The sequence below is a fragment of the Streptomyces sp. NPDC043896 genome, from assembly GCF_056435605.1.
The window spans coordinates 123,055-149,813 of the sequence record NZ_JBWKEE010000005.1 but is presented as its reverse complement, the minus strand read 5'-3'; the positions used below and the strand labels follow the sequence as shown (position 1 = coordinate 149,813).

At 72.6% G+C, this 26,759-nt stretch carries 23 protein-coding genes and 1 tRNA gene; 17 read left to right on the top strand and 7 right to left on the bottom strand.

The window, feature by feature from the left end; genetic code table 11:
- Positions 1–71 precede the first annotated feature (71 nt).
- On the bottom strand, positions 72–1,538 hold the full coding sequence (locus tag AC069X_RS09020; RefSeq protein WP_478726610.1) for an aminopeptidase P family protein: 1,467 nt from the start codon (positions 1,536–1,538) through the stop codon (positions 72–74).
- Between the two features lie 140 nt (positions 1,539–1,678).
- Complete coding sequence (locus tag AC069X_RS09015) at positions 1,679–3,280, bottom strand: PP2C family protein-serine/threonine phosphatase (protein WP_478726608.1); 1,602 nt, start codon at positions 3,278–3,280, stop codon at positions 1,679–1,681.
- Positions 3,281–3,721: 441 nt separating this feature from the next.
- On the opposite strand from AC069X_RS09015, the gene AC069X_RS09010 reads away from it, so the two are divergent.
- Entirely contained in the window at positions 3,722–4,438 is a 717-nt protein-coding gene (locus AC069X_RS09010; RefSeq protein WP_478726606.1) for a bifunctional DNA primase/polymerase, read from the top strand.
- Positions 4,439–4,583: 145 nt separating this feature from the next.
- A complete protein-coding gene (locus AC069X_RS09005; protein ID WP_478726604.1) occupies positions 4,584–5,144 on the top strand; it encodes a hypothetical protein in 561 nt (186 codons plus the stop codon).
- Positions 5,145–5,325: 181 nt separating this feature from the next.
- On the opposite strand, the gene AC069X_RS09000 is transcribed toward AC069X_RS09005, so the two are convergent.
- The 3 genes from AC069X_RS09000 to AC069X_RS08990 all read right to left on the bottom strand — a co-directional run bounded on the left by AC069X_RS09000 (position 5,326) and on the right by AC069X_RS08990 (position 7,968).
- Complete coding sequence (locus AC069X_RS09000) at positions 5,326–6,300, bottom strand: DUF5926 family protein (RefSeq protein WP_478726602.1); 975 nt, start codon at positions 6,298–6,300, stop codon at positions 5,326–5,328.
- Between the two features lie 168 nt (positions 6,301–6,468).
- Positions 6,469–7,086, bottom strand: a complete 618-nt coding sequence (locus tag AC069X_RS08995) for an ATP-binding protein (RefSeq protein WP_478727008.1) — start codon at positions 7,084–7,086, stop codon at positions 6,469–6,471.
- A gap of 81 nt (positions 7,087–7,167) precedes the next feature.
- The gene (locus AC069X_RS08990) at positions 7,168–7,968 is read right to left on the bottom strand and encodes a glycerophosphodiester phosphodiesterase (protein WP_478726600.1); all 801 of its coding nucleotides are present in this window, start codon (positions 7,966–7,968) and stop codon (positions 7,168–7,170) included.
- A 290-nt stretch (positions 7,969–8,258) separates the two neighbouring features.
- Between AC069X_RS08990 and AC069X_RS08985 the strand changes: the two genes are divergently transcribed.
- The 15 genes from AC069X_RS08985 to AC069X_RS08915 all read left to right on the top strand — a co-directional run bounded on the left by AC069X_RS08985 (position 8,259) and on the right by AC069X_RS08915 (position 22,915).
- The gene (locus AC069X_RS08985) at positions 8,259–9,911 is read left to right on the top strand and encodes a S1C family serine protease (RefSeq protein ID WP_478726598.1); all 1,653 of its coding nucleotides are present in this window, start codon (positions 8,259–8,261) and stop codon (positions 9,909–9,911) included.
- A 179-nt stretch (positions 9,912–10,090) separates the two neighbouring features.
- The gene (locus tag AC069X_RS08980; RefSeq protein WP_478726596.1) at positions 10,091–10,996 is read left to right on the top strand and encodes a LysR family transcriptional regulator; all 906 of its coding nucleotides are present in this window, start codon (positions 10,091–10,093) and stop codon (positions 10,994–10,996) included.
- Between the two features lie 101 nt (positions 10,997–11,097).
- Positions 11,098–11,646 carry a cysteine dioxygenase family protein gene (locus AC069X_RS08975; protein WP_478726594.1) on the top strand — a complete coding sequence of 183 codons (549 nt, stop codon included), beginning with the start codon at positions 11,098–11,100 and terminating at the stop codon, positions 11,644–11,646.
- Positions 11,646–12,689 (top strand): YeiH family protein, encoded by a 1,044-nt coding sequence (locus tag AC069X_RS08970; protein ID WP_478726592.1) that lies wholly within the window; start codon positions 11,646–11,648, stop codon positions 12,687–12,689. The genes AC069X_RS08975 and AC069X_RS08970 overlap by 1 nt, the downstream gene beginning before the upstream one ends.
- A 290-nt stretch (positions 12,690–12,979) precedes the next feature.
- Entirely contained in the window at positions 12,980–13,927 is a 948-nt protein-coding gene (locus AC069X_RS08965; protein WP_478726590.1) for a trypsin-like serine peptidase, read from the top strand.
- A 59-nt stretch (positions 13,928–13,986) separates the two neighbouring features.
- Positions 13,987–14,074 (top strand) — tRNA-Ser (locus tag AC069X_RS08960).
- Positions 14,075–14,319: 245 nt separating this feature from the next.
- Positions 14,320–14,682 (top strand): DUF6344 domain-containing protein, encoded by a 363-nt coding sequence (locus AC069X_RS08955; RefSeq protein WP_478726588.1) that lies wholly within the window; start codon positions 14,320–14,322, stop codon positions 14,680–14,682.
- A gap of 495 nt (positions 14,683–15,177) precedes the next feature.
- Positions 15,178–15,489 carry a hypothetical protein gene (locus AC069X_RS08950; protein ID WP_478726586.1) on the top strand — a complete coding sequence of 104 codons (312 nt, stop codon included), beginning with the start codon at positions 15,178–15,180 and terminating at the stop codon, positions 15,487–15,489.
- 179 nt (positions 15,490–15,668) lie between these two features.
- Positions 15,669–16,820, top strand: coding sequence for an acyl-CoA dehydrogenase family protein (locus tag AC069X_RS08945; protein ID WP_478727006.1), 1,152 nt, complete (start codon positions 15,669–15,671; stop codon positions 16,818–16,820).
- On the top strand, positions 16,817–17,731 hold the full coding sequence (locus tag AC069X_RS08940; RefSeq protein ID WP_478726584.1) for a bifunctional MaoC family dehydratase N-terminal/OB-fold nucleic acid binding domain-containing protein: 915 nt from the start codon (positions 16,817–16,819) through the stop codon (positions 17,729–17,731). Before AC069X_RS08945 ends, AC069X_RS08940 begins: the two co-directional genes overlap by 4 nt.
- Before the next feature lies 1 nt (position 17,732).
- Positions 17,733–18,851, top strand: coding sequence for an acyl-CoA dehydrogenase family protein (locus AC069X_RS08935; RefSeq protein ID WP_478726582.1), 1,119 nt, complete (start codon positions 17,733–17,735; stop codon positions 18,849–18,851).
- Entirely contained in the window at positions 18,848–19,237 is a 390-nt protein-coding gene (locus AC069X_RS08930) for a MaoC family dehydratase (protein ID WP_478726580.1), read from the top strand. Before AC069X_RS08935 ends, AC069X_RS08930 begins: the two co-directional genes overlap by 4 nt.
- A complete protein-coding gene (locus tag AC069X_RS08925; protein ID WP_478726578.1) occupies positions 19,234–20,400 on the top strand; it encodes a lipid-transfer protein in 1,167 nt (388 codons plus the stop codon). The genes AC069X_RS08930 and AC069X_RS08925 overlap by 4 nt, the downstream gene beginning before the upstream one ends.
- Positions 20,401–20,534: 134 nt before the next feature.
- Positions 20,535–21,068, top strand: a complete 534-nt coding sequence (locus AC069X_RS08920; RefSeq protein ID WP_478726576.1) for a SigE family RNA polymerase sigma factor — start codon at positions 20,535–20,537, stop codon at positions 21,066–21,068.
- Between the two features lie 197 nt (positions 21,069–21,265).
- A complete protein-coding gene (locus AC069X_RS08915) occupies positions 21,266–22,915 on the top strand; it encodes a long-chain fatty acid--CoA ligase (protein WP_478726574.1) in 1,650 nt (549 codons plus the stop codon).
- A gap of 12 nt (positions 22,916–22,927) precedes the next feature.
- Here AC069X_RS08915 and AC069X_RS08910 read toward each other — a convergent pair whose 3' ends face one another.
- Positions 22,928–23,503: an antibiotic biosynthesis monooxygenase gene (locus AC069X_RS08910; protein WP_478726572.1), complete on the bottom strand. Its 576-nt coding sequence runs from the start codon at positions 23,501–23,503 to the stop codon at positions 22,928–22,930.
- A gap of 13 nt (positions 23,504–23,516) precedes the next feature.
- Entirely contained in the window at positions 23,517–26,747 is a 3,231-nt protein-coding gene (locus tag AC069X_RS08905; RefSeq protein ID WP_478726570.1) for a PAS domain-containing protein, read from the bottom strand.
- Positions 26,748–26,759: the final 12 nt, after the last annotated feature.

Genomic DNA, 26,759 nt, shown 5'->3' with positions numbered 1-26,759 from the left:
CGTGCGCTCACGGCGCCGGCGTCGCCCGCCGGGCCGCGCACCGGCGTCGCCCGCCGGCCCGCGCGCCGGCGTCAGCCCTTGAGCCCGGCCATCCACGCCTCGACCTCGACCGAGGTGCGGGGCAGCCCGGCCGACAGGTTCCGGTTGCCGTCCTCCGTGACGAGGATGTCGTCCTCGATCCGCACGCCGATGCCGCGGTACTCCTCCGGCACGGTCAGGTCGTCGGCCTGGAAGTACAGACCGGGCTCGACCGTCAGGCACATGCCCGGCTCCAGCGTGCCGTCGACGTACGCCTCGGTGCGCGCCGCGGCGCAGTCGTGGACGTCCATGCCGAGCATGTGGCCGGTGCCGTGCAGGGTCCAGCGGCGCTGGAGCCCGAGCTCCAGGACCCGCTCGACAGGCCCCTCCACCAGGCCCCACTCGACGAGCTTCTCGGCCAGGACGTGCTGGGCGGCGTCGTGGAAGTCGCGGAACTTGGCGCCGGGCTTGACGGCGGCGATGCCGGCTTCCTGGGCCTCGTACACCGCGTCGTAGACCTTGCGCTGGACATCGGTGTACGTGCCGTTGATCGGCAGCGTGCGCGTGACGTCGGCGGTGTAGAGGGAGTGGGTCTCCACACCGGCGTCGAGCAGCAGCAGGTCCCCGGAGCGGACGGCGCCGTCGTTGCGGACCCAGTGCAGGGTGCAGGCGTGCGCGCCGGCGGCGGCGATGGTGCCGTAGCCGACGTCGTTGCCCTCGACGCGGGCGCGCAGGAAGAAGGTGCCCTCGATGTAGCGCTCCGAGGTGGCCTCGGCCTTGTCGAGGACCTTCACGACGTCCTCGAAGCCGCGGACGGTGGAGTCGACGGCCTTCTGCAGCTCGCCGATCTCGAAGGCGTCCTTCACGGCGCGGGCCTCGGAGAGGTACACCCGCAGCTCCTCGTCGCGCTCCTTGGTCACCTTGTCGGTGAGGGCGGACTCGACGACGGAGTCGTGGCCGCGGACGACGCGCACCGGACCGGTGGCCTCCGTCAGGGCCTCGGGGAGCTCGCGCACGTCCTTGGCGGGGATGCCCAGGAGCTGCTGGGCCTCGCCGAGCGAGTGCCGGCGGCCGACCCACAGTTCGCCCTGGCCGGACAGCCAGAACTCGCCGTTCTCCCGGTCGGAGCGGGGCAGCAGGTAGATGGTGGCCTCGTGGCCGCTCTCCCCGGCGGGCTCCAGGACCAGGACGCCGTTCTCGGTCTGGTCGCCCGTGAGGTACGCGTACTCGGTCGAGGCGCGGAAGGGGTACTCGGTGTCGTTCGAGCGGGTCTTCAGGCGGCCCGCCGGGACGACGATCCGCTCGCCGGGGAAGCGCGCGGACAGCGCGGCCCGGCGGTCGGCGGTGTGGCCGGCCTGGGCGAGGGGCTCCAGGCCGTGCAGCTCGGTGTCCGCCCACCCGGTGCGCATGTTCTCCGCGAGCTCATCGCTGACGCCCGGGTACAGCCCGTTCTTGCGCTGCTTGTGCTTCTTCTGGGGCTGCTCTTCTTCCGGGGTCTCCGGGGTGAGCTCGTCAGCCACGTCTTCTCCTCAGCTGCTACGACATGCAAGGACCGGGTGCGGACCCCATCCATCGTATGTGCGAGGAGAAGCCCCCCGGCTCGACTTGTGACATATCAGTCAAACCGGGCGCAGGCCTCCGTGATGCCGGTGAACGGGCCTCAGTCGAACCGGGCGGCGAGCAGTACGACGTCCTCCGGTTCTCCGTCCGGGGCGGAGCCGTCGTCGGGCAGCACCGTCTTCAGGATGTGATCGCAGATCGCCGCCGGGTCCTCCCGGGCGCCGCGCGGAACCCCCGCGGCCGCCGCGTGCAGCCGGGCGTAGGCCCGGTCCATGGGGTCGCCGGTACGCCGGAGCAGCCCGTCGGTGTAGAGAAGCACCGTTTCTCCGGATGCGGGCTCGATCTCCACGCTCGGCGCTTCCCAGCACGCCAGCATCCCCAGCGGCGCGGAGAGTGAGGTCTCCACGTACTCGGTCCGGCGCTCGCCGATGAGCAGCGGCGGGGTGTGCCCCGCCCCGGCCAGGACGATCTTGCGGGCGGCCGGCTCGCAGTACGCGAAGAGCGCGGTCGCCGAGCGCGCGGGCTCGGTCAGGCGCAGCAGCAGCTCCAGGTCGGACAGGACCGCGACGGGGTCCTCGCCCTCCATCACCGCGTACGCGCGCAGCGAGGCCCGCAGCCTGCCCATCGCGGCGACGGCGCTCGGACCGGAGCCGGTGACGGATCCGACGGCCAGCCCCATGGCGCCCTCGGGCAGCGGCAGCGCGTCGTACCAGTCGCCGCCGCCGTGCGGCCCCGTGCGGTGCCGGGCGGCGAGCTGGACCCCGGGGATCCGCGGCAGCCGGCTGGGCAGGAGTTCCCCGGAGATGGTGGCCAGCCGTTCGCGCGCACGCGTGACCTCGACCATCCGCGCCAGGTGCTCGGCGGCGTGCCGGACGTACAGCCCGACCAGGTCGCGCTGCCGGTCGCTCGGCTCGGCCTGCTCGTCGTACAGCCAGACGGCGGCGCCGAGCCGGCCGGTGTCGGCGGTCACCGGGAGCGCGTAGCTCGCGGCGTAGCCGAGCCGGGCCGCGACCTCGCGGTGCCGGGGGTCGACGGGGGCCTCGTACCCGCCGGAACCGGGGACCGCCGCCGCGCCCGGCTCGGGGAGCACCTCGGAGCCGCCGTGGGCGTCGGGGAGTCCGTCCAGGATGCGGCCGTACGAGGTGGCGCTGCGCGGCACCGTCTCGATGTGGCCGAGGTCCGCGCGGCCGAGGCCCAGGCCGATGGTGGCGGCGGGGCCGAGGCCGTCGGCGGGCTCCAGGACGACCAGTCCGCGGCGCGCGCCGACGAGGGCGGCTCCGGCACGCAGGAACTCCCGGAGGGAGGAGTCGAGGTCGTCGGCGCGGGCCAGGCGCTCGGTGAGTTCGTGGAGGGTGGTGAGGTCGGAGACCATGCCCGCCAGCCGGTCCTGGATGACGCTGCTCGCCGCGGGCGCGGTGCCGTGGGCCGGGGAGGTGCGGGCGGAGGCGGATCCGGCGGTTGGTCCCGGCGTGGCCGTGGACGCGGATGTTGCGGGAGTGGAACCGGGCGAGGGCGCCCCAGTGTGCGCTGACGCTGTAACTGCTGGATCGATTCCAGCCACTTTCGGCAGATGCGGGGCGCTCATGGCGTCCGCCTTTCCACCTGGTGCGATTCGCCATATAGCATCGCAAACCCCCAGATCGTGCTGCGCCGCCATCAATGGATCCACATCTACACGCACACGAGGATCTATGTCCAGCATTGCCCAGGCGGGAATACTGGTGTCCGTGAGGCGGCAACTCACTGTCCAGCCGAGGCTAAAACTTGGCCGGAAAAAGCGGGAAGCAGGCGGTTTTTGCGATCGACTGGACAGGCGCTCCAGGGGCCCCGGGTACGTAATCGAAGGTGCCCGCGGTCAGTTGACGCCCGCTCGGCACCGCTGACGCCCGCTCGGCACCACCGGGAACCGCCCGGCGCGGGCAGCCGTCCTAAGCGGCGGCAGCCGGTTTCGACACCGGTGCGGGTCGCCCGGACCGCTCGCTCCGGGTCCCCGCCGGACGTTTGACGGACCCGTAAGAAAACTGCACGAACCGTGTGAACCTGCTTCTGGCGGACAGTGACGCGAAACGTGTACGTGTGGTGAGACACCGGTTACATGGTGTGATGTGGCCCTTCGGCGTTCAACGGAAAGGAACGAGCGCTCATGCGCGAGATCCTCGGAAGGCGTCTCCAGCGGCTCCGCGATCGCTTGAAACTCCCGCGGGCCGCCTCCCGCCCGGCCGCGGCGGGCCCGGACGGCGCGGCGGCCTCCTCCCTGCTCGACGGGGCGCTGACCTGTGCCACCGTCTGGAACTGGCCCGTGCTGCCGGGCGTCGGCCGGGCCGGCGCCGACAGCGCTCGGTGCGCCTGTCCCGACCCCGACTGCGTGGTGCCCGGCGCGCACCCCTTCGACCCCGGGCTGCTCGCCGCCACGACCGACGCCCGGATGGTGGCCTGGTGGTGGACCCGGCGGCCCTCGGCCCCGGTGCTGCTGGCCACCGGCGGGAGCGCGCCGTGCGCGGTGAGCCTGCCGGCCGGGGCGGCCGCACGTGCCGTCGTACGGCTGGACGCGCAGGGCATGCGGCTCGGTCCGATCGTCGCCACGCCCACCCGGTGGTCCCTGCTGGTGGCGCCGTACTCGCTGGAGCGGCTCGGCGAACTCCTCTACGCGAAGGACCACGTGCCCTCGTCGCTGCGCTTCCACGGCGAGGGTGGCTACCTGCTGCTGCCGCCCTCGGGGGCCAGCGGCGGCGGGCAGGTCCGCTGGGAGCGGGCGCCCGGCCGCGACGGGCCGTGGCTGCCGGAGGTCGAGGCCGTCGTGGACGCGCTCGTCGAGGCGAGCAGCGGTGCGCCCGGCGGCGGCAGCCGGCTCGCGTACTGAGCGGCTCGCCTACGGGCGGCCCGTCCGGCCGCCCGGTTCCCGGGAGGCCTCCGCATCACTCGTACGGGTGCCAGCATGACGAGTTTCCAAGGGAATTGGGCGCGGGGATCTCCGCGCCCCTTTCCCGCGTCGCTATCTTCGGCGAATGAATCTCCGCCTGATCGGTATCGGCGCCGGTGTGCTGATCATCTTGTCGCTCCCCCTGGCCGGAGCGATCGCCGGGCCGGATTTCGCCGGTCAGGCTGACGGAAAAGGCGGGGGACTGCTCTCCTCGCTCGGCCTTTCCCCCTCCTCCCGTACGCCGGACGCGGCGCGGCCCGCCACGGCGTCGGCGCAGCCGGGCCCCGTCGAGCAGCCGCGCACCGACTCCCGGTGCGGACCCGAACTCTCCGCTCCCCAGGGGCTGGAGGCGCAGACATGCGTCCTGGAGAGCGCGGGGCAGACCTGGGGCCGCAGCTACTACCGCAACACCAGCGGGCGCGCGCTGGACGCCGTACTGACCGTGATGGGGCCGGCGGGGCGGACGGTGCAGATCCGCTGTGCGGTGGGCGCGGGGGACGAGCCGGGGCTGTGCGAGACGCCGAGGGGTGATTCGGCGGGGGCGCCGGAGGACTACTCGGCCGTAGCGGAGTTTGCAGTTCCGGATGATGAAGGGCGCCTGCTGCTGCGGTCCGGGAGCAACTCACCGGGCCCGGGCGAAGGTTGAGCGCCACCGGAAAGACAAGGGCCCGGTCGCTGGCGACGGGGGATGCACCAGCGACCGGGCTACAAGAACGGTAACAAGAGATCGCCTGTTCGCAAATTCGATCTCTGATATTCAGACATCGATTTGCAGGCGATTAGCGGGAGTTGTGACCCCAGTCACCGGACCTGTGCGTGTCCGTCCGTCAGCTGAGCGTGACCTGGCGGTTGGTGAGCCCGCCGCGCGCCCGGCGCTCTTCGGGGGTCAGCGGAGACTCCACGGCCAGGGCTGCGGCCAGCCGCTCCGCGAGCTCGGCGGCCGGCTTCTCCACGTCCTCCGCGGAGACCCCGGTGGGCAGGTCCCAGACGGGCACCATGAGGCCGTGGGCGCGGAAGGAACCGACCAGCTTCGTGCCTTCACCAAGGGAGGACGTGCCCGCCGCGTGCAGCCGCGCGAGGGCGTCGAGCAGCTTCTCCTCGGGGTGCGGCATGACCCAGCGCAGGTGGTTCTTGTCCGGGGTCTCGCACCAGTAGGCGGCGTCCACGCCCGTCAGCTTGACGGTCGGGATGGCGGCGGCGTTGGCGCGCTCCAGCGAGGCGGCGATCTCCGGGGAGGCGTTCTGGGCGCCTTCCGCCTCCGGAATCCAGAATTCGAAGCCCGTGTGTACAACCGGCTCGAAAACGCCGTCCAGGTCGAGGAGATCCTGAAGTCGGGGGCCCTCGGCCGGAACCCGCCGGGCCGGGACCGGGGTGCCGGGCTCGGCGACGAGCGCGCGCTCCAGGGTGTCGGCCATGTCGCGGGCCAGGTCGCCGGTGGTCGAGTCGTTCTGGAGGCCGAGCAGGACCGAGCCGTCCTCGCGCCGCAGGGCCGGCCAGGCCATGGGCAGTACGGTCACCAGCGTGACGGAGGGGACGCCCTCGGGCAGACCGCCCTTGAGGGCCAGCGGGATGGTGGCCGCGGGGACGAGCTCGCGCAGCGCCACCCAGTCGCACTCGCCCGGCAGCCCCTCGAAGGGGCGCTGGACGTGCTCGGTCGCGGCGTGCGAGGCGGCCGCGCCGTGGCAGGCCTTGTAGCGGCGCCCGGAGCCGCAGGGGCAGGGCTCGCGCGCACCGACGACCGGGATCTCCCCGTTCTCGAGCTGGGGCTTCGCGGTCTTCGCGGCGGGGCGCTTCTTGGCCATCGTGGGTGTCTCCCGGTTGCGGCGGTACGGCGGTGTCTCTGGGCGCGAGCCTAGCCGTTCGTACCGCCGGAACCGGTGGGGTGCGGCCGGGAGCACGGTCGGCGTGCGCTCCCGGACGGCCGCCTGTTCGGATGACCGGTGCCGCGGGTGGTGCGGTGCGGATCCGCTTCACGGATCCAGATCGTCGAAGGCCGATGCGAAGTCCATCGCCGGGGCGGTGACGCGCGTAGCGAAATCGTCGTGCCGGGGCCCCCGGGCGACGATCACCCAGACGGTGACCTCACCCGCCGCTCCGTCCCGGACACCCCAGTCCTGGGCCAGGGCGCTGATGATGTTCAGCCCCCGGCCGCCGTGCGCGGTGACCGAAGGCGTGGCCGGAACCGGACGGGTGGGGCCGCCGCCGTCCGTTACCTCGACCGTCAGCCGTCCCGCGGCGTCGACGCGCCACGCGGCGCGTATCTCCCCGTCTCCGATCTCGCGCCGGCCCAGCGGTCTGCCGTGCCGGCAGGCGTTGCTGAGCAGTTCGGAAAGGATCAGCACGGCATCGTCCACTACCGATTCGGACAGGCCGCTCATGCGCAGCTGTTCACGCATCCGGTGTCTCGCCTCGCCCACGCCCGCAGGACCATGGCGTATGTCCATGCACGACGACGTGGGCACTTCCTGTGCCATCACCAACGCCACCCCCGGAACCTCCTTAGCCCCACGCCAAGGTCTGGATGCCCCAATGGCCTGGACCGGAAACCGCCGTGACGAGGCCCTCTGACGCTGTCCTGACGCATTCATGACCGTCGGATGCGGAGCGGATGCGCCGGTGCACTCCCTGTCACGCACGAGGTGGGTGTGACGGGTGGGCAAATGGGGACGTCAGCGACCGAGTTGTGACAGAACCTGTCGTGGCCTGTTCGTGATGATCGCTTCTACACCCAGATCAGCGCATAGCTGAACATCTTCGGGACTGTTCACCGTCCATACGTGTACGGAGTGCCCGGCGGTCTGGAGCTTGCGGATGAAGCCCGGGTGGTTGCGCACGATCCGCATCGCCGGGCCGGCGATGCGTACCCCGGCGGGGAGCCGGCCGTCGCGCATCCGGGGGGAGATGAACTGCATCAGGTACACGGTCGGGACCGTAGGGGCGGCCGCGCGGACCCGGTGCAGGGAGCGGGCGGAGAAGCTCATGACCCGGATCGGGTGCGGGCCGGCCGAGGGCGGGGCGTCCAGGCCGAAGCGCTTGAGGAGGAAGAGGAGGCGCTCCTCCACCTGTCCGGCCCAGCGGGTGGGGTGCTTCGTCTCGATCGCGAGCTGGACGGGCCGGCCGGCGTCGGACACCAGCTCCAGCAGCCGCTCCAGCGTGAGCACGGAGGTGCGCTCGGGGTCCGCGTCCCAGTCCGGAGACTCCTCACGGTCCTTCCAGGAGCCGAAGTCGAGGGCCGCGAGCTCGGACAGTTCCAGGGCGGAGACGGCGCCGCGGCCGTTCGAGGTGCGGTTCACGCGGCGGTCGTGGACGAGGACCAGGTGCCCGTCGGCGGTCAGCCGGATGTCACATTCGAGGGCGTCGGCGCCGTCCTCGATGGCTTTCCGGTACGCGGCCAGGGTGTGCTCGGGGGCGTCCTCCGAGGCGCCGCGGTGGGCGACGACCTGGATGGGGCGCGGCGATGCGTGGGTCACCCGGTCATGGTGCCACCCGGGAAGCCCTGCGCGTCGGGGTGAGTCCGGTGAGTGCGTCTGATATGTCGGATATAAAGAATAGGGGGACATGCACAGGTCCGGCTTACAGTGCCCTGACGGGGCATGGGAAAGGCTTTGCCCTGGAACTTGTACGGCACCTCGAACGTTCAGTCGGACCGATGCCAGGTGGGTGTCGGGCCGGTTTCGCCTGATATGCCCAGAACCTGATATGGCCAGAGCCTGTGCAGCCGTGTAAGCCTGTAAGCCGTGCGTGACGAGGAGAGAGCGCTGTGAGCACCGAGAACGAGGGCACCGCGGCCCCGACGCCCCCCGCGGCCCCGTCCGTACCCCCCGCGCCGGCCGCCTCCACCCCCGACCTGGCGAAGGCTCCGGCCGCGCCCGCCGCAGCGCCGGCGGATCAGGGGCACGCGCCCGGCGGGCCGGAAGCCCCGGCCCCGGCCGCGCCGGCCCCGGCCGCGCCGGCCCCGGCCGCGCCGGCCCCGGCCGCGCCGGCCGCGCCCGCGCCGGCCCCTGCCCAGGCGCCGGCGCCCGCGCAGGGTGCCGAGCAGCCCCAGCAGCTGCCGCCCGCCCCGGTGGCGCCGCCCGCCGCGGCCCCGGCGTACGGCTACGGCCATCCCCAGCAGCCGCAGCCCCAGCAGCCGCACCAGCCGCAGCAGCCCCCCGCCGGGCAGCCGGCATACGGCGCCGAAGCCTGGCCCCCGCCGCCCCCGCCGGCCGTCCCGGCGTACGGCGCGGCCAGCGGCCACGGCGGCGGTGCCTGGGGTGTCCCGCTGACCACCGACGGCACCCCGCCGCCCAAGCCGAAGGGCAAGGGCGGCCTCGTCGCGGCCGTTCTCGTGGCGGCCCTCCTCGCGGGTGGCGTGGGCGGCGGCGTCGGCTACTGGGCGGCCGAGCAGAACCGCAGCGGCGGCTTCGGATCCACCACCATCACCGCGGGCAACACCCCCAAGGACCTCAAGCGCGACGCAGGCTCCGTCGCGGGTCTCGCCGCGACCGCGCTGCCCAGCGTCGTCACCATCGAGGCCTCGGCCGGCGATGGGGAGGGCGGTACGGGTACCGGCTTCGTCTACGACCAGGAAGGCCACATCCTCACCAACAACCACGTGGTGGCCTCCGCCGCGAACGGCGGCAAGCTCTCCGCGACCTTCTCCGACGGCAAGAAGTTCGAGGCCGAGGTGCTCGGCCGGGCCCAGGGCTACGACGTGGCCGTGCTCAAGCTGAAGAACCCGCCCGCGGGGCTCAAGCCGCTGCCGCTGGGAGACTCCGACAAGGTCGCGGTCGGCGACCCCACCATCGCGATCGGCGCCCCCTTCGGCCTGTCGAACACCGTCACCACCGGCATCGTCAGCGCCAAGAACCGCCCGGTGGCCTCGGGCGACGGCTCCGGCGGCAAGAATTCGTACATGAGCGCCCTGCAGACGGACGCCTCCATCAACCCGGGCAACTCCGGCGGCCCGCTGCTCGACGGACGCGGCGCGGTCATCGGCATCAACTCGGCCATCCAGTCCGCCGGCAACGGCGGCTTCGGCGGCGGCCAGGCGGGCTCCATCGGCCTCGGCTTCGCCATCCCGATCAACCAGGCCAAGAACGTCGCCGCGTCCTTGATCAAGACGGGCAAGCCGGTCTACCCGGTCATCTCCGTCTCGGTCGACCTCCAGGCCAAGGCGGACGGCGCCAAGATCTCCGAGCAGGGGGCGCCCGCCAACGAGCTCGTCGACCCCAACGGTCCGGCCGGCAAGGCGGGCCTGAAGCCCGGAGACATCATCACCGAGTTCGGCGGCAAGCAGGTCGACAGCGGCCCGACCCTGATCAGCCTGATCTGGACGTACAAGCCGGGCGACACGGTGAAGCTGACCTACCTGCGCGCCGGCAAGCCGACCACGGTCGACATCACGCTCGGCTCGCGCGTCGGCGACAAGTAGCCGCCGTCCGGGCCCGGACGCGCGAGCGGCAAGTGGCCGCCGTACGGCGGCACGTGCCGCAAGAACGGCGCCGTCCGGGCCGGGAGAGCGGGAAAAGTCACTCGACGGTGGCTTGATGGAAGGGGCCGTGGCCGGGAATCCGCCTACGGCCCCTCCCAACATCTGCTTATGCTTCGCTCGTGTTCGATTCACGGCACATACGGACATTCCACGAAGTCGTGGCCGCCGGCTCGTATTCGGCCGCCGCGCGCGTCCTGGGCTACACCCAGCCCGCGATCACGCAGCAGATGAAGGCGCTCGAACGGGCGGTCGGCACACCGCTGTTCACCCGTGTCGGCCGGAAGATGAGACTCACCGAGGCCGGCGAGTCCCTGGCCAGGCACGCGGAGTCCATCCTGGGCAGCCTCTCCGCCGCCGAGGCCCAGCTGAAGGCGTACACGCGGCTGCGCACCGGGAGGGTACGCGTCTGCGGGTTCCCCAGCGCCAACGTCACCCTCGTCCCGGAGGCCCTCAGCGGCCTCGCCAAGGATCACCCCGGGGTGCAGGTCGAGCTGCTCGAAGGGGAGCCCCCGGAGTCCCTGCGCAGGCTCCAGCGCGGGGAGTGCGACATCACCCTGGCCTTCACCTACCCCGGGCTGCACGAGGAGATCCCCGAGGAGGTCGCCGAGGTCAGGCTGCTGGAGGACCAGCTGACCGTGCTGCTGCCGAACGGCCACCCGCTCGCCCGCCGCCGTGCCGTGCACCTGGCCGACCTGGCCGAGGAACAGTGGATCGCCGGCTGTCCGCGCTGCCGGGCGAACCTGCTGCACGAGTGCGCCGAGCTGGGCTTCGTGCCCGACATCCGGTTCGCCACCGACGACAACCTGGTGGTCCAGAGCCTGGTCGGGCAGGGGCTGGGCGTGGCGATGATGCCCGCGCTGGTGCTGCCGTCGCTCTCGCTGAACCGGGTCTGCGGCCGGGTGCTGGAGCCCGCCGCCCGGCGCCACATCGCCGCGTACGTCTACCGCGACCACCTGCGGATCCCGGCGACTGCCGTGGTGCTGGACGAGCTGAAGCGGGTCGCCTCCAACCGCGTCGGCTGCTGACCCGGCAGCGGCCGGCCTTCCCCCAATCCATAAGCGTTGTTTGGGATTTCAGGTCATAACTGTCGTTGGACGTGATGGATCCACCGGCGGACGCTGCTTGTATGACCACCACCACGCCGGCCCGTACGACCACGAGGATGGCCGCCCTCATCAGTGAGATACGCACGGTCGTCGACCGGGGCCTGGCCCCCGACCTGACCGCCTACCTCGTCGGTGAGCGGCTCGCCCCGCACCTGGGCGTGGCCGACCTGCTGACCGCCGAGCAGCAGGAGGGTGACCCGGAGCGCTACCGGCAGCACATCCTGCACGCCGAGCCCGACGGCAGCTTCTCGGTCGTGGCCCTGGTCTGGATGCCCGGCCAGGAGACCTGTATCCACGACCACGTGTCGTGGTGCGTGGCCGGTGTGCACCAGGGCGAGGAGAGCGAGCGTCGCTACCGGCTGGTGCCGGGCGCGGACGCCGCCCGGCTGGTGGCCACCGAGGACGTGGTGAACGCCCAGGGGGAGGTCTGCGGCTTCGCCCCGCCCGGAGACATCCACAAGGTGCGCAACTCCTGTACCGGCACGGCGATATCGATCCACGTCTACGGGGCCGACGTCTCCCGCCTGGGCAGCAGCATCCGCCGCGTCTACACGCTCCCCGTCGACTGATGGCCCTCCTTCACCGTCCGCAGAGCGCGGCGGTTCATGTTTCACGTGAAACACCCACCCCGTGGCCGGGGTTGGGGATGGCGGCCGCCGGTGCACTTGTGGCGTGGGGCGTGCACCAGCTGCTTCCCGCCGTGCCGATGCTGACCGCCTCGGTGGTCCTCGGGATCGCCGTGGCCCACCTCCCCGGTGTACGCACCGTCGTGCGCGGCGCGGCTCGCCCCGGCCTGTCCCTGGCCGGGCGGCGGCTGATGCGGATCGGCATCGTCCTGCTGGGTCTCGGCCTGGGCCTGGACCAGGTGCTCCGGCTGGGCTGGGGAACGGTCGTCATGGTGTCCGCTGTGGTCGCGGCCACCTTCTTCGGGACGATCTGGCTCGGCCGCCGCCTGGGGCTCCCGGGTGACCAGCCGCTGCTGATCGCCACCGGGTACTCGATCTGCGGGGCCTCGGCGATCGGAGCGGTGAGCGAGGTCTCCGGCAGCGATGAGGAGGACGTGGCCGCCTCGGTCGCACTGGTCACCCTGTGCGGAACGCTGGCCATAGCGGTACTCCCGCTGCTCCAGGACCCGTTGGGGCTCTCGGCGTCGGAGTTCGGGCGGTGGGTGGGTGCCAGCGTCCACGATGTCGGCCAGGTGGTGGCCACGGCCCAGACGGCGGGCCCGGGGGCGCTCGGTGAGGCGGTCCTGGTCAAGCTGATGCGGGTCGCGCTGCTGGCCCCGCTGGTGGCGGCGGTGGCCTTCTCGATGAGGGCCCGGCGGCGCGGCGTCCGCACCGCCTCGGGGAAGCGCCCGGCCCCGGTGCCGCTATTCGTCGTCGGCTTCCTGGCGGCGGCCGCGCTGCGGGCCACCGGCCTGCTGCCCCACGTGGCCCTGGAGTGGGCGCACACCGCGCAGGAGGCCCTGTTGGCCGCGGCGCTCTTCGGCCTGGGCAGTGCGGTCCACCTGCCGACGCTGGCCCGCACGGGCGGGAGGGCGGCTGCCCTGGGGCTCAGCTCCTGGGTCGTGGTGGCGGGCGTTTCCTACGCCGGCGTCCTCATGACCGTATGACGCTCACGACCCGACGCCGGCCATGACCCGACGCCGGCCATGACCCGACGCCGGCCATGACCCCACGGTGGCCGGGACACTCGACGGTCACGGCCACATGACGGTTAGACACAAGGGGAGTTGGCCAATTCCTGGCCGGAACCGACCGAACGTCCGGGCTGCCCCCTGACATCTCATGGCCCTCGTGCGACTCTGCCCGCGCAAGTCGAACAGCCGATCCGCACCGACAGCTCTTCACCCCCACCCCTGCCCGGGTCCCTCAGGCACGGGCACGGCAGAAGGAGTCCTGCGTGAATCGTCATCGCACGGCGGCATCCGTCCTCCTGGCCGCGGGCGCCCTGCTCGCGGGAGCCCTGACGGCGGCCTCCCCTTCGGCGGCCGCGGAGTCGTCGTCCTCCTCGTTCCGGCCCCAGCAGACCGCCGGCTTCTGGACCGCCGAGCGGATGCGCCAGGCCACCCCGCTCGATCTCACGGCGGCCCCGGGAGGGGCGGCCATCCGTACGGCCCCCGTGTCGACCGCTCTGCCGACCCGGGTGCCTCCGACCTCCCCCACGGCGTTCCCGCAGGCCGGCGGAGCGTGGACGGCCGGTGGGGCCGTGGTGAAGACCTCCGGCCGGGTGTTCTTCACTTTCCAGGGCCGTACGGCCTCCTGCTCGGGAGACTCGGTCACCAGCCAGAACGGCAGCACCGTCATGACCGCCGGCCACTGCGTGAAGTACCAGGGCGCCTGGCACACCAACTGGATCTTCGTGCCCGCGTACGACAACGGCAACGCCCCGTACGGCCAGTGGCCGGCGACCAAGACCTTCGCCACCGACCAGTGGGCGGCGAGCGAGGACATGAACATGGACGTGGGCCTCGCCGTCGTCGCCCCGCAGAACGGCCAGAAGCTCAGCCAGGTCGTGGGCGCCCAGGGACTCCTGTTCAACGGCGGCTACAACAAGCGGATGTACTCCTTCGGCTTCCCCGCGGCCGCGCCTTACGACGGCACCAAGCTCGTCTACTGCAGCGCGAACACGGGCAGGGACTTCCTGCTGACCAAGGACCACAGCATGGCCTGCAACATGACGGGCGGCTCCAGCGGCGGCCCCTGGTTCCAGGACTTCAACGAGTCCACGGGCCTGGGCACCCAGGTCTCGGTGAACAGCTTCGGCTACACCTTCCTGCCGAACACGATGTTCGGCCCCTACTTCGGCAACGAGGCCAAGGCGGCCTACGACAAGGCCCAGACCTCCTGACCCGGCGACCGGAACACCAACCCCACCCACCCCCACATCCCGGTACTCTGTACCGGCCAGGTGGGTTGCCCGAGCGGCCTAAGGGAACGGTCTTGAAAACCGTCGTGGCGCGAGTCACCGTGGGTTCAAATCCCACACCCACCGCCACACCTCAGCGCCTGCGCTGACCAGAGGGGGCGTCCCGTTCGCGGGGCGCCCCTTCGGCGTGTGTACGGCGGTGTGTGCACCGGGGGCCCTGGGTGGGCCCGGTGGGCCGTGGGGAGGGGCTGGGCCTTCCGGGTGGTGTTTGTCGGAAGATCGGCGCGCGTGGTGGGGGCCGTGCGGTTGCGGCCACATCATGACGAATGTATGCAGATCCGCCCGTCGGAACATCGCGAAATGAGGGGCCCGTCATGACCCACCGCAGCATCACCTCGATCTGGACTACCCTCCTCGCCGCGCTCGTGGCGCTCCTGGCCGCCCTCGGCCTCGGTGGGAAGGCGACCCCGGTCGCCGCTGCGGAGACGGTCGGCTCCCCTGCGGCTCCGGAGATGCGCCGGCGGCCCGCCGTGGTGGCGCGGCGGACGTGGCGGGCGATGATGCGGGGCGGTTCGCTGCCTCCGACGATCAAGCAGCGCATCCGGGCCGAGGCCCACGGCAAGGCGCCCTCCGTGCGCCGCTCGACCACCGCCGCGGCCCTCGCACCCGCCGCGGACCCGGGCCGGCTCGCCCTCGTCCCCGATGCCGACCGGAGCCGCCTCGGCCTCGCCGCCTAGTGATAACGGCGGTATCGGGAAGGGCGTGAACGGCAGAGGCATTACGAGCAGAAGAACCGGCAGGAAGCGGCGCAGGCGCGCCGCGCAGTGTCCCCGGGAGCGGGGCACAGGGGGTCGCACCGGCGTTCGCCGGGGGCGTGCGGGGGGCGTGAAGCCTGGTACGGCAGGGCCGCAGGGCCGGGAGACGGTGGGGTTCCCGGACGGCGCGGCCCTTTTCGGCATGTCCCGGGCGGGTCGATCTGCCGGAACGATTCACCTCTTGTGAGGGAAGGCCTCCGCGCGATGCGCGTGCGCCGCGTGGGGCCGCCGGGGCGCAAACGGTGTTTATCCGCAGTTGGTCATGCTTGCGGGGGAATAGCAGGCTGCGGGGTGGTTCGCCGGGGATTCGGTGGGCAACTCTGGACTCGCGACGTCGTCAGCACCACGAACGACCGAGGCGGTCGGCCAACTGCCTTGGAGTACATCCGACTTCGGTTTCCTGGAGGAAAATCAGACATGGCAAGCATCCGTACCGCCCGCGTCATCGCCGCCGTCGCCTCGCTCCCCCTCGCCGTCGCCCTCTTCGGCGGGGTCGCCTCGGCCGACAACGGCTCGTTCGCGAACGACGGATCGAATGCGAGCGTCGCGAGCATCGTGGGCAGCGGTGTGGGCGGCACCAACAGCGGCAACTCCTCCACCTCGCAGCAGGTGGCCACCGGCTCCGGAGCGTCGAACCAGAACAACACCGCACAGGTCAACGGCTCCGCGTTCACGGCGATCAACCAGGCCAACCCGAACGTCGCGGTGAACTTCTTCCCCTGGTGGTAGGCGACGCCGCCAGGACCTCCTGAACGACGAGGGCGCCCGTACGACCGGACCGGCTGGGGTCCGGTAGTGCGGGCGCCCTCCCGCGTGTCCGGCCCCCGCCGTCCCGACCTTGACATCCGCAGCAAATCTGACGGACAGTCAGTTCCACTCGTCCGATGCGACGCCGGGAGGCCAGCGCCGTGCACCTCGCTCCGTCCGAAGGCCAGGCGCGACTGCGCGCCGAACTGCGCGCGTACTTCAGCGGCCTGCTCCCCGAAGGGGCCCCCGAGGACCCGGCCGCCCAGCGCGCCCTGCTGCGCCGCATCGGCGCCGACGGCCTGCTCGGCCTCGGCTGGCCCGTCGAGTACGGGGGCCAGGGCCGCGGCCCCGACGAACAGTTCGTCTTCTTCGACGAGGCCTACCGGGCCGGCGCCCCCGTCTCCATGGTCACCCTCAACACCGTCGGCCCCACCCTCATGAAGTACGGGACCCAGCGGCAGAAGGACTACTTCCTGCCCCGGATCCTCGCCGGCGAGCTCGTCTTCGCCATCGGCTACTCGGAGCCCGAAGCCGGCACCGACCTGGCCTCACTGCGCACCCGAGCCGTGCGCGACGGCGGGCACTGGGTGATCGACGGACAGAAGATCTTCACCTCGAACGCCCAGAACGCCGACTGGATCTGGCTGGCCTGCCGCACCGACCCGCAGGCCCCCAAGCACAAGGGAATCTCGATCATCCTGGTGCCCACCGACAGCCCCGGCTTCGCCTGGACCCCCATCGACACGGTCGGCGGCCTCACCACCACGGCCACCTACTACGACGGCATCCGCGTACCCGAGGACAACCTCGTCGGCCCCGAACACGGCGGCTGGGGGCTGATCACCAACCAGCTCAACCACGAACGGGTCGCCCTCGCCGCCATCGGCATGCAGGCCGAGGACTTCTACGAGCAGGCCCTCCGCCACGCCCGCACCCCCGACCCCACCACCGGCGAGCGCCCGGCCGACCGCCCCTGGGTGCGGTCCCGCCTCGCCGAGGCGCACGCCCGGCTGGCCGCCGTACGCCTCCTCAACTGGCGCCTCGTCCAGGACGTGGGCGCGGGCGCCCTGGCCCCAGGCGACGCCAGCGGGGTGAAGTTCCTCGGCACCGAGTCCGCCGTCGAGGTGTACCGGATCTGCCAGGAGGCGGTGGGCGAGGAGGCCCTCGTCCGCGGCCCGGACGCCTTCGCGGGCGGTGAGCTGGAGCGGATGAACCGGGCCGCCCAGATCAACACCTTCGGCGGCGGGGTCAGCGAGGTCCAGCGGGAGATCGTCGCGATGATGCGGCTCGGAATGAAGGGGAGGAAGCGATGACCGCCGGGGAGAACGACCGGTTCCACGAGCGGCTCAAGGCCTTCGAGGGGCGGCCCGCCGCCACCGGGGGCCGGGCCAAGGATGCGGTCAACGCGCCGATGATCCGCCACTGGTGCGAGGCGATGGGCGACACCAACCCCGCCTACACCGGACCGGACGCCATCGCCCCGCCCACCATGCTCCAGGCCTGGACGATGGGCGGACTCTCGGGCCACACCGACCGCTCCTCCGCCTACGACCAGCTCTTCGCGCTCCTCGACGAGGCCGGCTGCACCTCCGTGGTCGCCACCGACTGCGAACAGGAGTACCTGCGCCCGCTGCGCCCGGGTGACGAGGTCACCTTCGACGCCGTGATCGAGTCGGTCTCCCCGCGCAAGACCACCAAGCTGGGCACCGGGCACTTCGTGACGACCCGGATGGACGTCCGCGCGAACGGAGAACCCGCCGGCACCCACCGCTTCCGCATCCTCAAGTACGCCCCGGCCGCCCGGCCCGAACGTGCCCCGCAGGCTCCGCCCCGGCCGCGCCCCGTGATCAACCGCGACAACCAGGGCTTCTGGGACGGGGTACGCGAGCACAGACTGCTGATCCAGCGCTGCACCGCCTGTGCGACCCTGCGCTTCCCCTGGCTGCCCGGATGCAACGCCTGCTCCTCCCCTGGCTGGGACACCGTCGAGGCGAGCGGGGCCGGCACGGTCTTCTCGTACGTCGTCATGCACCATCCGCCCTTCCCCGCCTTCGACCCTCCCTACGCGGTGGCCCTGGTCGAGCTGGCCGAAGGCGTCCGCATGATCACCAACATCACCGGCGTCCCCTACGACAAGGTGCGCATCGGCCTGCCCGTCCAGCTGGAGTTCCTGCGCGTCGACGACACGCTCGAACTCCCCGTCTTCCGGGCGGAGGCGGGCTGACGTGGACTTCCGCCCTACCGAGGAACAGGCCGCCGCGGCCGGTCTGGCCGCGCGGATCTTCCGCGACCTGGCCACGCACGAACGCCTCGTCGCCACGGGCACCGGCAGCGACGCCGAGCTCTGGAAGGCCCTCACCTCCGCCGGACTGACCGCCGCCGTCGAGGACGTCGGCCTGCTCGGCCTGGTCCTGCTGCTGGAGGAGCAGGGCCGCACCACCGCCCAGGTCCCGTACGCCGCCACCTGCGCGTACGGCGTCCTGCCGGTGGCCGCGCACGGCAGCCCCGAGCAGCGCGCCCGGCTGCTGCCCGCCCTCGGCTCCGGCGCGGCCGTGGCCACCGGCGCCTTCCCGGAGCGCGGCCGGTTCACCGCCACCCCCGACGGCCGGCTCACCGGTACCGCGCCCGTCGTGCCCTGGCTGCGCGATGCCACGCACGTCCTGGTTCCCGACACGGCCCGGGCCCTGTGGCTCGTACGGACGGACGACCCCGGAGCCACTGTGCGGCCGGTGGAGACGACCGCGCCCTGGTCGGCGGGGAGCCTCACGCTGGACGGGGCGCGGGCGGAGCGGCTCGGCGGCCCGGACGCCCACGACCAGGTGCTCGGCGCCGCCCGCACCGCCTTCGCCGGACTCCAGGCGGGGGTCTGCGCCGGATCGCTGGCCCGTGCCGTGGAGTACACCTCCACCCGCGAGCAGTTCGGCCGGCCGCTGTCCACGAACCAGGGGGTCATGCTCCGAGCGGCCGACGCCCACATGGACACGGAGGCGATCCGGGTCACCGCGTACGAGGCGGCCTGGCGGATCGACCAGGGTCTCCCGGCCCGCGAGCACGCCCTCACGGCGGCCTGGTGGGCTTCCGAGGCGGGAAAACGCGTCGTCCACGCCGGGCAGCACCTGCACGGCGGGATGGGCGCGGACCTCGACCACCCGGTGCACCGGCACTTCCTGTGGGGCCGCCAGCTCGACGCCTACCTGGGCTGCGGCAGCGAGCTGCTGTCCGAACTGGGCGACCTCGTGTCCGACGGCGACTTCGTGTCCGAAGGCGGCTCCACGTCCGAAGGCGCCTCCACGGCCGACGGCGACTTCGTGTCCGAGCGGGAGAAAGAGGGGGAACACGCATGAACGTCGGCGACGCGCTGCCACCGCTGGAGATCCCGGTGACCCGCACCCTGATCGTGGCGGGGGCGATCGCCTCCCGCGACTACCAGGACGTGCACCACGACGCGGAGCTCGCCCGCGCCAAGGGCTCCCCGGACATCTTCATGAACATCCTGACCACCAACGGCCTGGTCGGCCGGTACGTCACCGATCACCTCGGCCCGCACGCGGTCCTGCGCAAGGTCGCCATCCGGCTGGGCGCCCCCAACTACCCGGGCGACACGATGACCCTCACGGGCACGGTCACCGCCGTCGACGGGGACACCGCCGAGATCCGGGTCGTCGGTGCCAACCGCATCGGCCACCACGTCACGGGCACCGTGACCGTCACCCTGGGGGCCGCCGCATGAGCGTCCGCATCCGCGACGGCCTCGGCGGCCGGGCGGCCATCGCCGGCATCGGCGCGACCGAGTTCTCCAAGGACTCCGGCCGCAGCGAGCTCAAGCTCGCCGTCGAGGCGGTGCACGCGGCCCTCGACGACGCCGGGCTCGCCCCCGCAGACGTCGACGGCATGGTCACCTTCACCATGGACACCAGCCCCGAGATCACCGTGGCCCAGGCGGCCGGCATCGGGGAGCTCTCCTTCTTCTCCCGCATCCACTACGGCGGCGGCGCGGCCTGCGCCACCGTCCAGCAGGCCGCTCTCGCCGTCGCGACCGGGGTGGCCGAGGTGGTCGTCTGCTACCGCGCCTTCAACGAACGCTCCGGCCGCCGGTTCGGCTCCGGGGTGCAGCAGCGCGAGCCCTCGGCGGAAGGAGCCGCCCTCGGCTGGTCCCTGCCCTGGGGTCTGCTCACCCCGGCGTCCTGGGTGGCCATGGCCGCCCAGCGCTACCTGCACCGCCACAACCTGACCCCGGAAGCCTTCGGCCACGTGGCCGTCACCGGCCGGAAGTACGCCGCGAACAACCCCGCCGCGTACTTCCACGGCAAACCCATCACCCTCGCCGACCACGCCGCCTCGCGCTGGATCGTCGAGCCGCTGCGGCTGCTGGACTGCTGCCAGGAGACCGACGGCGGCCAGGCCCTCGTCGTCACCACGGCCGAGCGGGCCCGGGACCTGCGCCAGAAGCCGGCCGTGATCACCGCGGCCGCCCAGGGCGCCGGCCGTCGCCAGGAAGGGATGACCTCCTTCTACCGCGACGACCTCACCGGCCTCCCGGAGATGGACGTGGTCGCCCGCCAGCTGTGGCGCACCAGCGGACTGCGGCCCTCGGACATCGACGTGGGCATCCTCTACGACCACTTCACCCCCTTCGTGCTCATGCAGCTTGAGGCGTTCGGCTTCTGCGGCCCGGGGGAGGCCGCCGACTTCACCGCGGCCGGAGCCCTCCCCCTCAACACCCACGGCGGGCAGCTCGGGGAGGCCTACCTGCACGGCATGAACGGCATCGCCGAAGCCGTCCGCCAACTGCGCGGCACCTCCGTCAACCAGATCGCGGGGGCGGAGCACGTCCTGGTCACGGCCGGTACGGGGGTTCCGACCTCCGGCCTGGTCCTGGGGGCCGGGGTCTGACTCCGGTCCCGGTCACGGGCCGCGCCCTCCACCTTCAGGAGGTGGGGCGCGGCCCGGCCGTACAACCTGAGACGGATCCGCCTTCGGCACCTGGGGCCGATCCCAGGGGCGCGCTGCGCTCCTAGCGTTGAGTCATGACCACGCCTGTGTGCACGCTCGCCTCGAATCCGACGCCGTACCCGTCGTTCTCGGCGTACGTCCGGACCCGCGGCACGGTCCTCCTGCGCACCGCGCGCTCCCTCACCGCCAATCCCTGCGACGCCGAGGACCTGCTCCAGACGGCCCTGGCCAAGACGTACGTCGCCTGGGACCGCATCGAGGACCACCGGGCCCTGGACGGCTACGTCCGGCGGGCCCTGGTCAACACCCGCACCTCCCAGTGGCGCAAGCGCAAGGTCGACGAGTTCGTCTGCGACGAGATCCCGGAGAGCGAGGCGCCGGCGGGCACCGACCCGGCGGAGGCGCAGGCGTTGCGCGACGCCATGTGGCGTGCGGTGACCCGGCTGCCCGACCGGCAGCGGGCCATGGTCGTCCTGCGCTACTACGAGGACATGAGCGAGGCCCAGACCGCCGAACTGCTCGGGGTTTCGGTCGGGACGGTCAAGAGCGCCGTCTCCCGGGCGCTCGTGAAGCTGCGCGAGGACCCGGAGCTCACCCCCGTGTGCTGAGCGCGATCGATGTTTCACGTGAAACGACGTGCCCTCCGGCCTCGTGTTTCACGTGAAACATCCGCCAGGGCACGGCTGCGACAGTGATTGGCCAGCCTGTTTGTACTCCCGGGTAGTGACATGCCGACCGGTACGTGCGCAGAATCGGCAGCATCCGACAGCCGCCGCAGCGCCGCAGCGCTCACCGGGAGGACGCTTTGCTGAGCACCATGCAGGATGTACCGCTGCTGATCTCGCGGATCCTGGCCCACGGGTCGACGATTCACGGCAAGTCCCAGGTCACGACCTGGACCGGTGAGGCCGAGCCGCACCGGCGCACCTTCGCCGAGATCGGCGTCCGTGCCGCGCGCCTCGCGCACGCACTGAGTGATGAGCTCGGGGTCCAGCAGGACGAGCGTGTCGCGACCCTCATGTGGAACAACTCGGAACACGTTGAGGCGTACTTCGCGATCCCCTCCATGGGCGCGGTCCTGCACACGCTCAACCTGCGTTTGCCTCCCGAGCAGCTGGTCTTCATCGTCAACCACGCGGCGGACCGGGTCGTCCTGGTGAACGGCACCCTGCTGCCGCTGCTGGCGCCGCTCCTGCCGCACCTGCCGACGGTCGAGCACGTCGTCGTGGCGGGCATCGGCGACCGCTCCGTCCTCGAAGGCCTGAGCGTACGGGTCCACGAGTACGAGGAACTCCTCGAAGGCCGCGCCGACCACTACGACTGGCCCGAGCTGGACGAGCGCCAGGCCGCGGCCATGTGCTACACCTCCGGCACCACGGGCGACCCCAAGGGCGTCGTCTACTCCCACCGCTCGATCTACCTGCACTCCATGCAGGTCAACATGACCGAGTCCATGGGCCTCACCGACCACGACACCAGCCTGGTCGTCGTGCCGCAGTTCCACGTGAACGCCTGGGGCCTGCCGCACGCCACCTTCATGACCGGCATCAACATGCTGATGCCCGACCGCTTCCTCCAGCCGGCCCCGCTCGCCGAGATGATCGAGCGGGAGAAGCCCACGCACGCCGCCGCCGTACCCACCATCTGGCAGGGGCTGCTCGCCGAGGTCACCGCGAACCCGCGCGACCTGACCTCGATGAAGCAGGTCACCATCGGCGGCGCGGCCTGTCCGCCCTCCCTGATGGAGGCCTACGACAAGCTCGGGGTCCGGCTCTGCCACGCGTGGGGCATGACGGAGACCTCTCCTCTGGGCACCATGGCGCACCCGCCGGCCGGGCTGAGCGCCGAGGAGCAGTGGCCGTACCGCGTCACCCAGGGCCGCTTCCCGGCGGGCGTCGAGGCCCGCCTCATCGGCCCCTCCGGTGACCTCCTGCCGTGGGACGGGCAGTCCGCCGGCGAGCTGGAGGTCCGGGGGAACTGGATCGCGGCCTCCTACTACAACGGTGCCTCCGGTGAAGCCCTGCGCCCCGAGGACAAGTTCAGCGCGGACGGCTGGCTCAAGACCGGGGACGTCGGCGTCATCACCGCCGAAGGCTTCCTGACCCTGACCGACCGGGCCAAGGACGTCATCAAGTCCGGCGGCGAATGGATCTCCAGCGTCGAGCTGGAGAACGCGCTGATGGCCCACCCCGAGGTCGCGGAGGCGGCGGTCGTCGCCGTCCCGGACGAGAAGTGGGGCGAGCGCCCCCTGGCCACGGTCGTCCTCAAGGAGGGCGCGTCGGTGGACTACGCGGGCCTGCGGACCTTCCTCGGCCAGTCCATCGCCAAGTGGCAGCTGCCCGAGCGCTGGACGATCGTCGAGGCCGTGCCGAAGACGAGCGTCGGCAAGTTCGACAAGAAGGTGATCCGCAAGCAGTACGCCGACGGCGACCTGGACGTCACCACCCTGGCGTAGCGCCCGAGGGCATCAGCCGCGCGTGAGCCACGGCCGCAGCAGCCTGCTGACGGCGGGCATGGCCACGTAGGTCATCAGGGTGCTGAAGACGACCGCGAAGGCGGCCGTCCGCAGCACGAAGTGCAGGTCCACCAGGTACGGCCCGAGCAGCGCGTTGCCCGCCAGCGAGATCGGGAAGATGGCCAGCCCCGAGCTGATCGCCATCTTCCAGCGCGGTGGCGCGGGCCGGGTCGTACCCGGCTTGGCGAACCAGGTCTCCATGCCGTGCAGTTCACGCCGGGCTATCTCGGTGTGGTGGTGGCCCAGGCAGTTCGAGAACCACTGGGCCCGCTCCGGCGAGTCCTGCCAGCGCTGGAACGCGGCCTGGTCCCGGAAGCGGTGGACCAGGAACCACGGTCCGCCCTCCGTGGCGGGCCGGAACAGCCCGTACCCGAGGTGCCCCGGGAACGCGGCGGCCGTCTCCAGGATCCCGTGGGCCCAGGCCTCGAAGGTCTCCTCGTGCCCGGCGTCCACCTGCCGGGCGATGAGGAGGTTGACCTCCCCGTTGTCGGCGGGAACGGTGTGCTCGGACGTGTCGGTGATGGCCATGGGGCCAGGATCGCTAGTTGGTCCCGATCTTGGCGAGCAGGTCCACGATGCGGCCCTGCACATCGGCCGTGTTGGCCCGCTCGGCGAGGAACAGCACGCTCTCGCCCGAACCCAGCCGGGGCAGGTCGTCCGGGCCGATCCCGGCGGTCGTGTAGACGACCAGCGGCGTGTGGTTCAGCAGACCGTTCGCGCGCAGCCAGTCCACGATCCCGGCCCGCCGGCGACGGACCTGCATCAGGTCCATGACCACCAGGTTGGGCCGCATCCGGGACGCCAGCTCCACCGCGTCGGTGTCCGCGCCGGCCCGGCCGACCTGGAGGCCGCGGCGCTCCAGCGCGGCGGTCAGCGCGGTGGCGATCTCGTCGTGCTCCTCGATCAGCAGGACCCGGGACGGGTGCTGCTCGCTGTCGCGCGCCGCGAGCGCCTTCAGCAGCACGGCCGGATCGGCACCGTACGCCGCCTCGCGCGTGGCGTGCCCCAGCCCGGCCGTCACCAGTACGGGAACCTCCGCGGCCACCGCTGCCTGCCGCAGGGACTGCAGGGCGGTCCGGGTGATCGGCCCGGTCAGCGGGTCGACGAACAGCGCGGCGGGGAACGCCGCGATCTGCGCGTCCACCTCCTCGCGCGAGTGCACGATCACCGGGCGGTAGCCGCGCTCGGTCAGCGCCTGCTGCGTCTGCGCGTCCGGCGCCGGCCACACCAGCAGCCGGCGCGGGTTGTCCAGCGGCTCCGGAGGCAGCTCGTCGTCCACGGGCTGCGGCACGGGCCGGTTGACCACCTCGACCGCTCCCCCGGGGCCGTCCAGCGGCTCGGGGCCCTCGACACCCGCCTCGGGAGCCCCTATGGCGAAGGCCCGCCCCTGGGGCGCGGGTTCGGCGAGCCGGCGGCGCCGGCCGGAACCGGAACCTTCCGCGCCCGCGGTGGCCGAGTCCACGGCGATGCCCTGGCCCAGGGTGCCGAGCGCGCGCACGCTGATCGGCTGCCCCGCGCCCGCCGGGGCCTCGCCGGGCCGGCGGGCACCGGGGACGGAGGGCTGCCCGGCGCTCTCGCCGTCCTCGGGCGCGGTCCGTGCCGCCGGAACCGGCCAGGCGGGGGTCGCGGGCAGCGCACGCCGCCGCCCGGTCGGGAGCGCCGGCTCCGCACCGTTCGCCGGCTGCGGGGCCTCGGCGGCCGCCGGAGCGCCCAGCACCCGGCGGCCACGGCGGCCACCCGGGCCGTCGGCGTCGGACTCGGCGGAAGCGGAACCTGCGGCCGGCCCGGCTGGCAGGGCGAAACCACCCTCGGGGGCGATGGGCCGCGGCGCGGCGGGTGCCGGGAGCCCGGCCGCCGGCACCGGGCCGGCGGGCTGGGCGGCGGCACCGGCAGGCCCCAGTGCCCGGCGGCGGCCCGCCGGGTGCTCGGTCACCGGAACCGGGGGCACCGCCGGAACGGGCGGCAGCGCGGGCATGGCGGTGCCCTGCGGGGGCACGGGCCGGTCGTGCGGGGCGTCGTCACCGTCACGGCCGCGCCGGCGCCCGGTACCGAGCCCCGCCGGGTTCACCGGGGACTGCGCCAGCTCCGCCGGACCGGACACGACGGCCTGCGCGGGGGCTTCGCCCTCCGCCCGGCGGCGTCCGGACGGCAGCGCCAGCGCGCCCCCGCCCTCGCGCGCCTCGGGGGCCTTCGCCCCGGTGGCCTCGTCCTCCAGGAAGGCGTCCACTCCGCGCCGGCCCCGGCGGCCGCCGGAGACCGTCGCCGGGGGCGCCTCCGGCTCCGGCGCGGGCGGCTGCTCCGGCTCCGGCAGGGTCACCGTCCCGGCGCCCGACCCCAGCGGCAGCTCCAGCACGTACGCCCCGCCGGGTGCGCCGGGCACCTCCACCGTCTGCAGGACCCCGCCGTGCGCGGCGACGATGCCCCGCACGATCGGCTCGTGCACCGGGTTGCCGCCCTCGTAGGGGCCGCGCACCTCGATCCGTACGACATCGCCCCGCTGCGCCGCCGCCACCACGATCGTGGAGTCGCCGTACCCGCTGCCCTGGGCGGTCTTGCCGGTGGCGTCGACCCCGGCGACGTCCGCGATCAGGTGCGCGAGGGCCGCCGCGATCCGGTCCGCGTCCACCTCGGCCTCGATCGTCGGGGCGTGCACGGCGAACTGGACCCGACCGGGGCCGATCAGCTCGACCGCGCCGTCGACACCCGCCGCGACGACCGTGTTGATCAGGACGTTCTTCTTCTTGAGCTTCTCGCTGCCGGCGTCCAGGCGCTGGTACTCCAGCACGTTGTCCACGAGCGTGGTCATCCGCGAGTAACCGGCGGCCAGATGGTGCAGCAGCTGGTTGGCCTCCGGCCACAGCTGCCCCCCGTCGTCGGCGGCCAGCGTGGCCAGCTCCCCGCGCAGCTCCTCCAGCGGGCCGCGCAGGGAATCCCCGAGGACGGCCAGCAGCTGGGCGTGGCGCGCCGCGAGCGCGTCGTACGGACGGCGGTCCGTGAAGGTCATCACGGCGCCGACGAGCAGCTCCCCGTCCCGTACGGGCGAGGTGGTCAGGTCGACGGCGACGGCCTGCCCGGCCTTGTTCCACAGCACCTGGCCGCGTACCCGGTGCTTGCGTCCGCTGCGCAGGGTGTCGGCGAGCGGGGACTCGTCGAAGGGGAAGGGTGAGCCGTCGGCGCGCGAGTGCTGGATAAGCCCGTGCAGCTCGCGGTTGCCGAGGTCGGTGGCGCGGTACCCGAGGATCTGCGCGGCGGCCGGGTTGACGAGGACGACGCGGCCCTCGGTGTCGGTGCCCACGACGCCCTCGGCGGCGGCGCGCAGGATCATCTCGGTCTGCCGCTGGGAGCGGGCCAGCTCGGCCTCGGTGTCCACGGTCTCGGAGAGGTCCCGCACGACGAGCATCAGCAGTTCGTCGCCGGTGTAGGGCTGGGGCTCGCGGTAGGCGTCGCGGCCGTCGAGGTGGGCGCTGGTGACCTCGACGGGGAACTCGCTGCCGTCGGTGCGGCGCGCGGTCATCCGCTTCGGCCGGGAGCGCCCCTCTTCGCGGTCGCCGGGACGGCGCATGGAACCGGGGATCTGCTTGGAGTCGAACTCCGGCAGGAGGTCGAGCACCCCGCGGCCGACGAGCCCGGTACCGGGGCTCTCCATCACCTCGAGGGCGATCGAATTGGCGTTGACGACCGTGCCGTTGGCGTTGACGAGCAACAGCGCGTCCGGGAGCGCGTCGAGTATTGCTGCGAGGCGAGCAGCGCCTCGGGATGGCCTGCTGCTCACGACGAGCTTCCT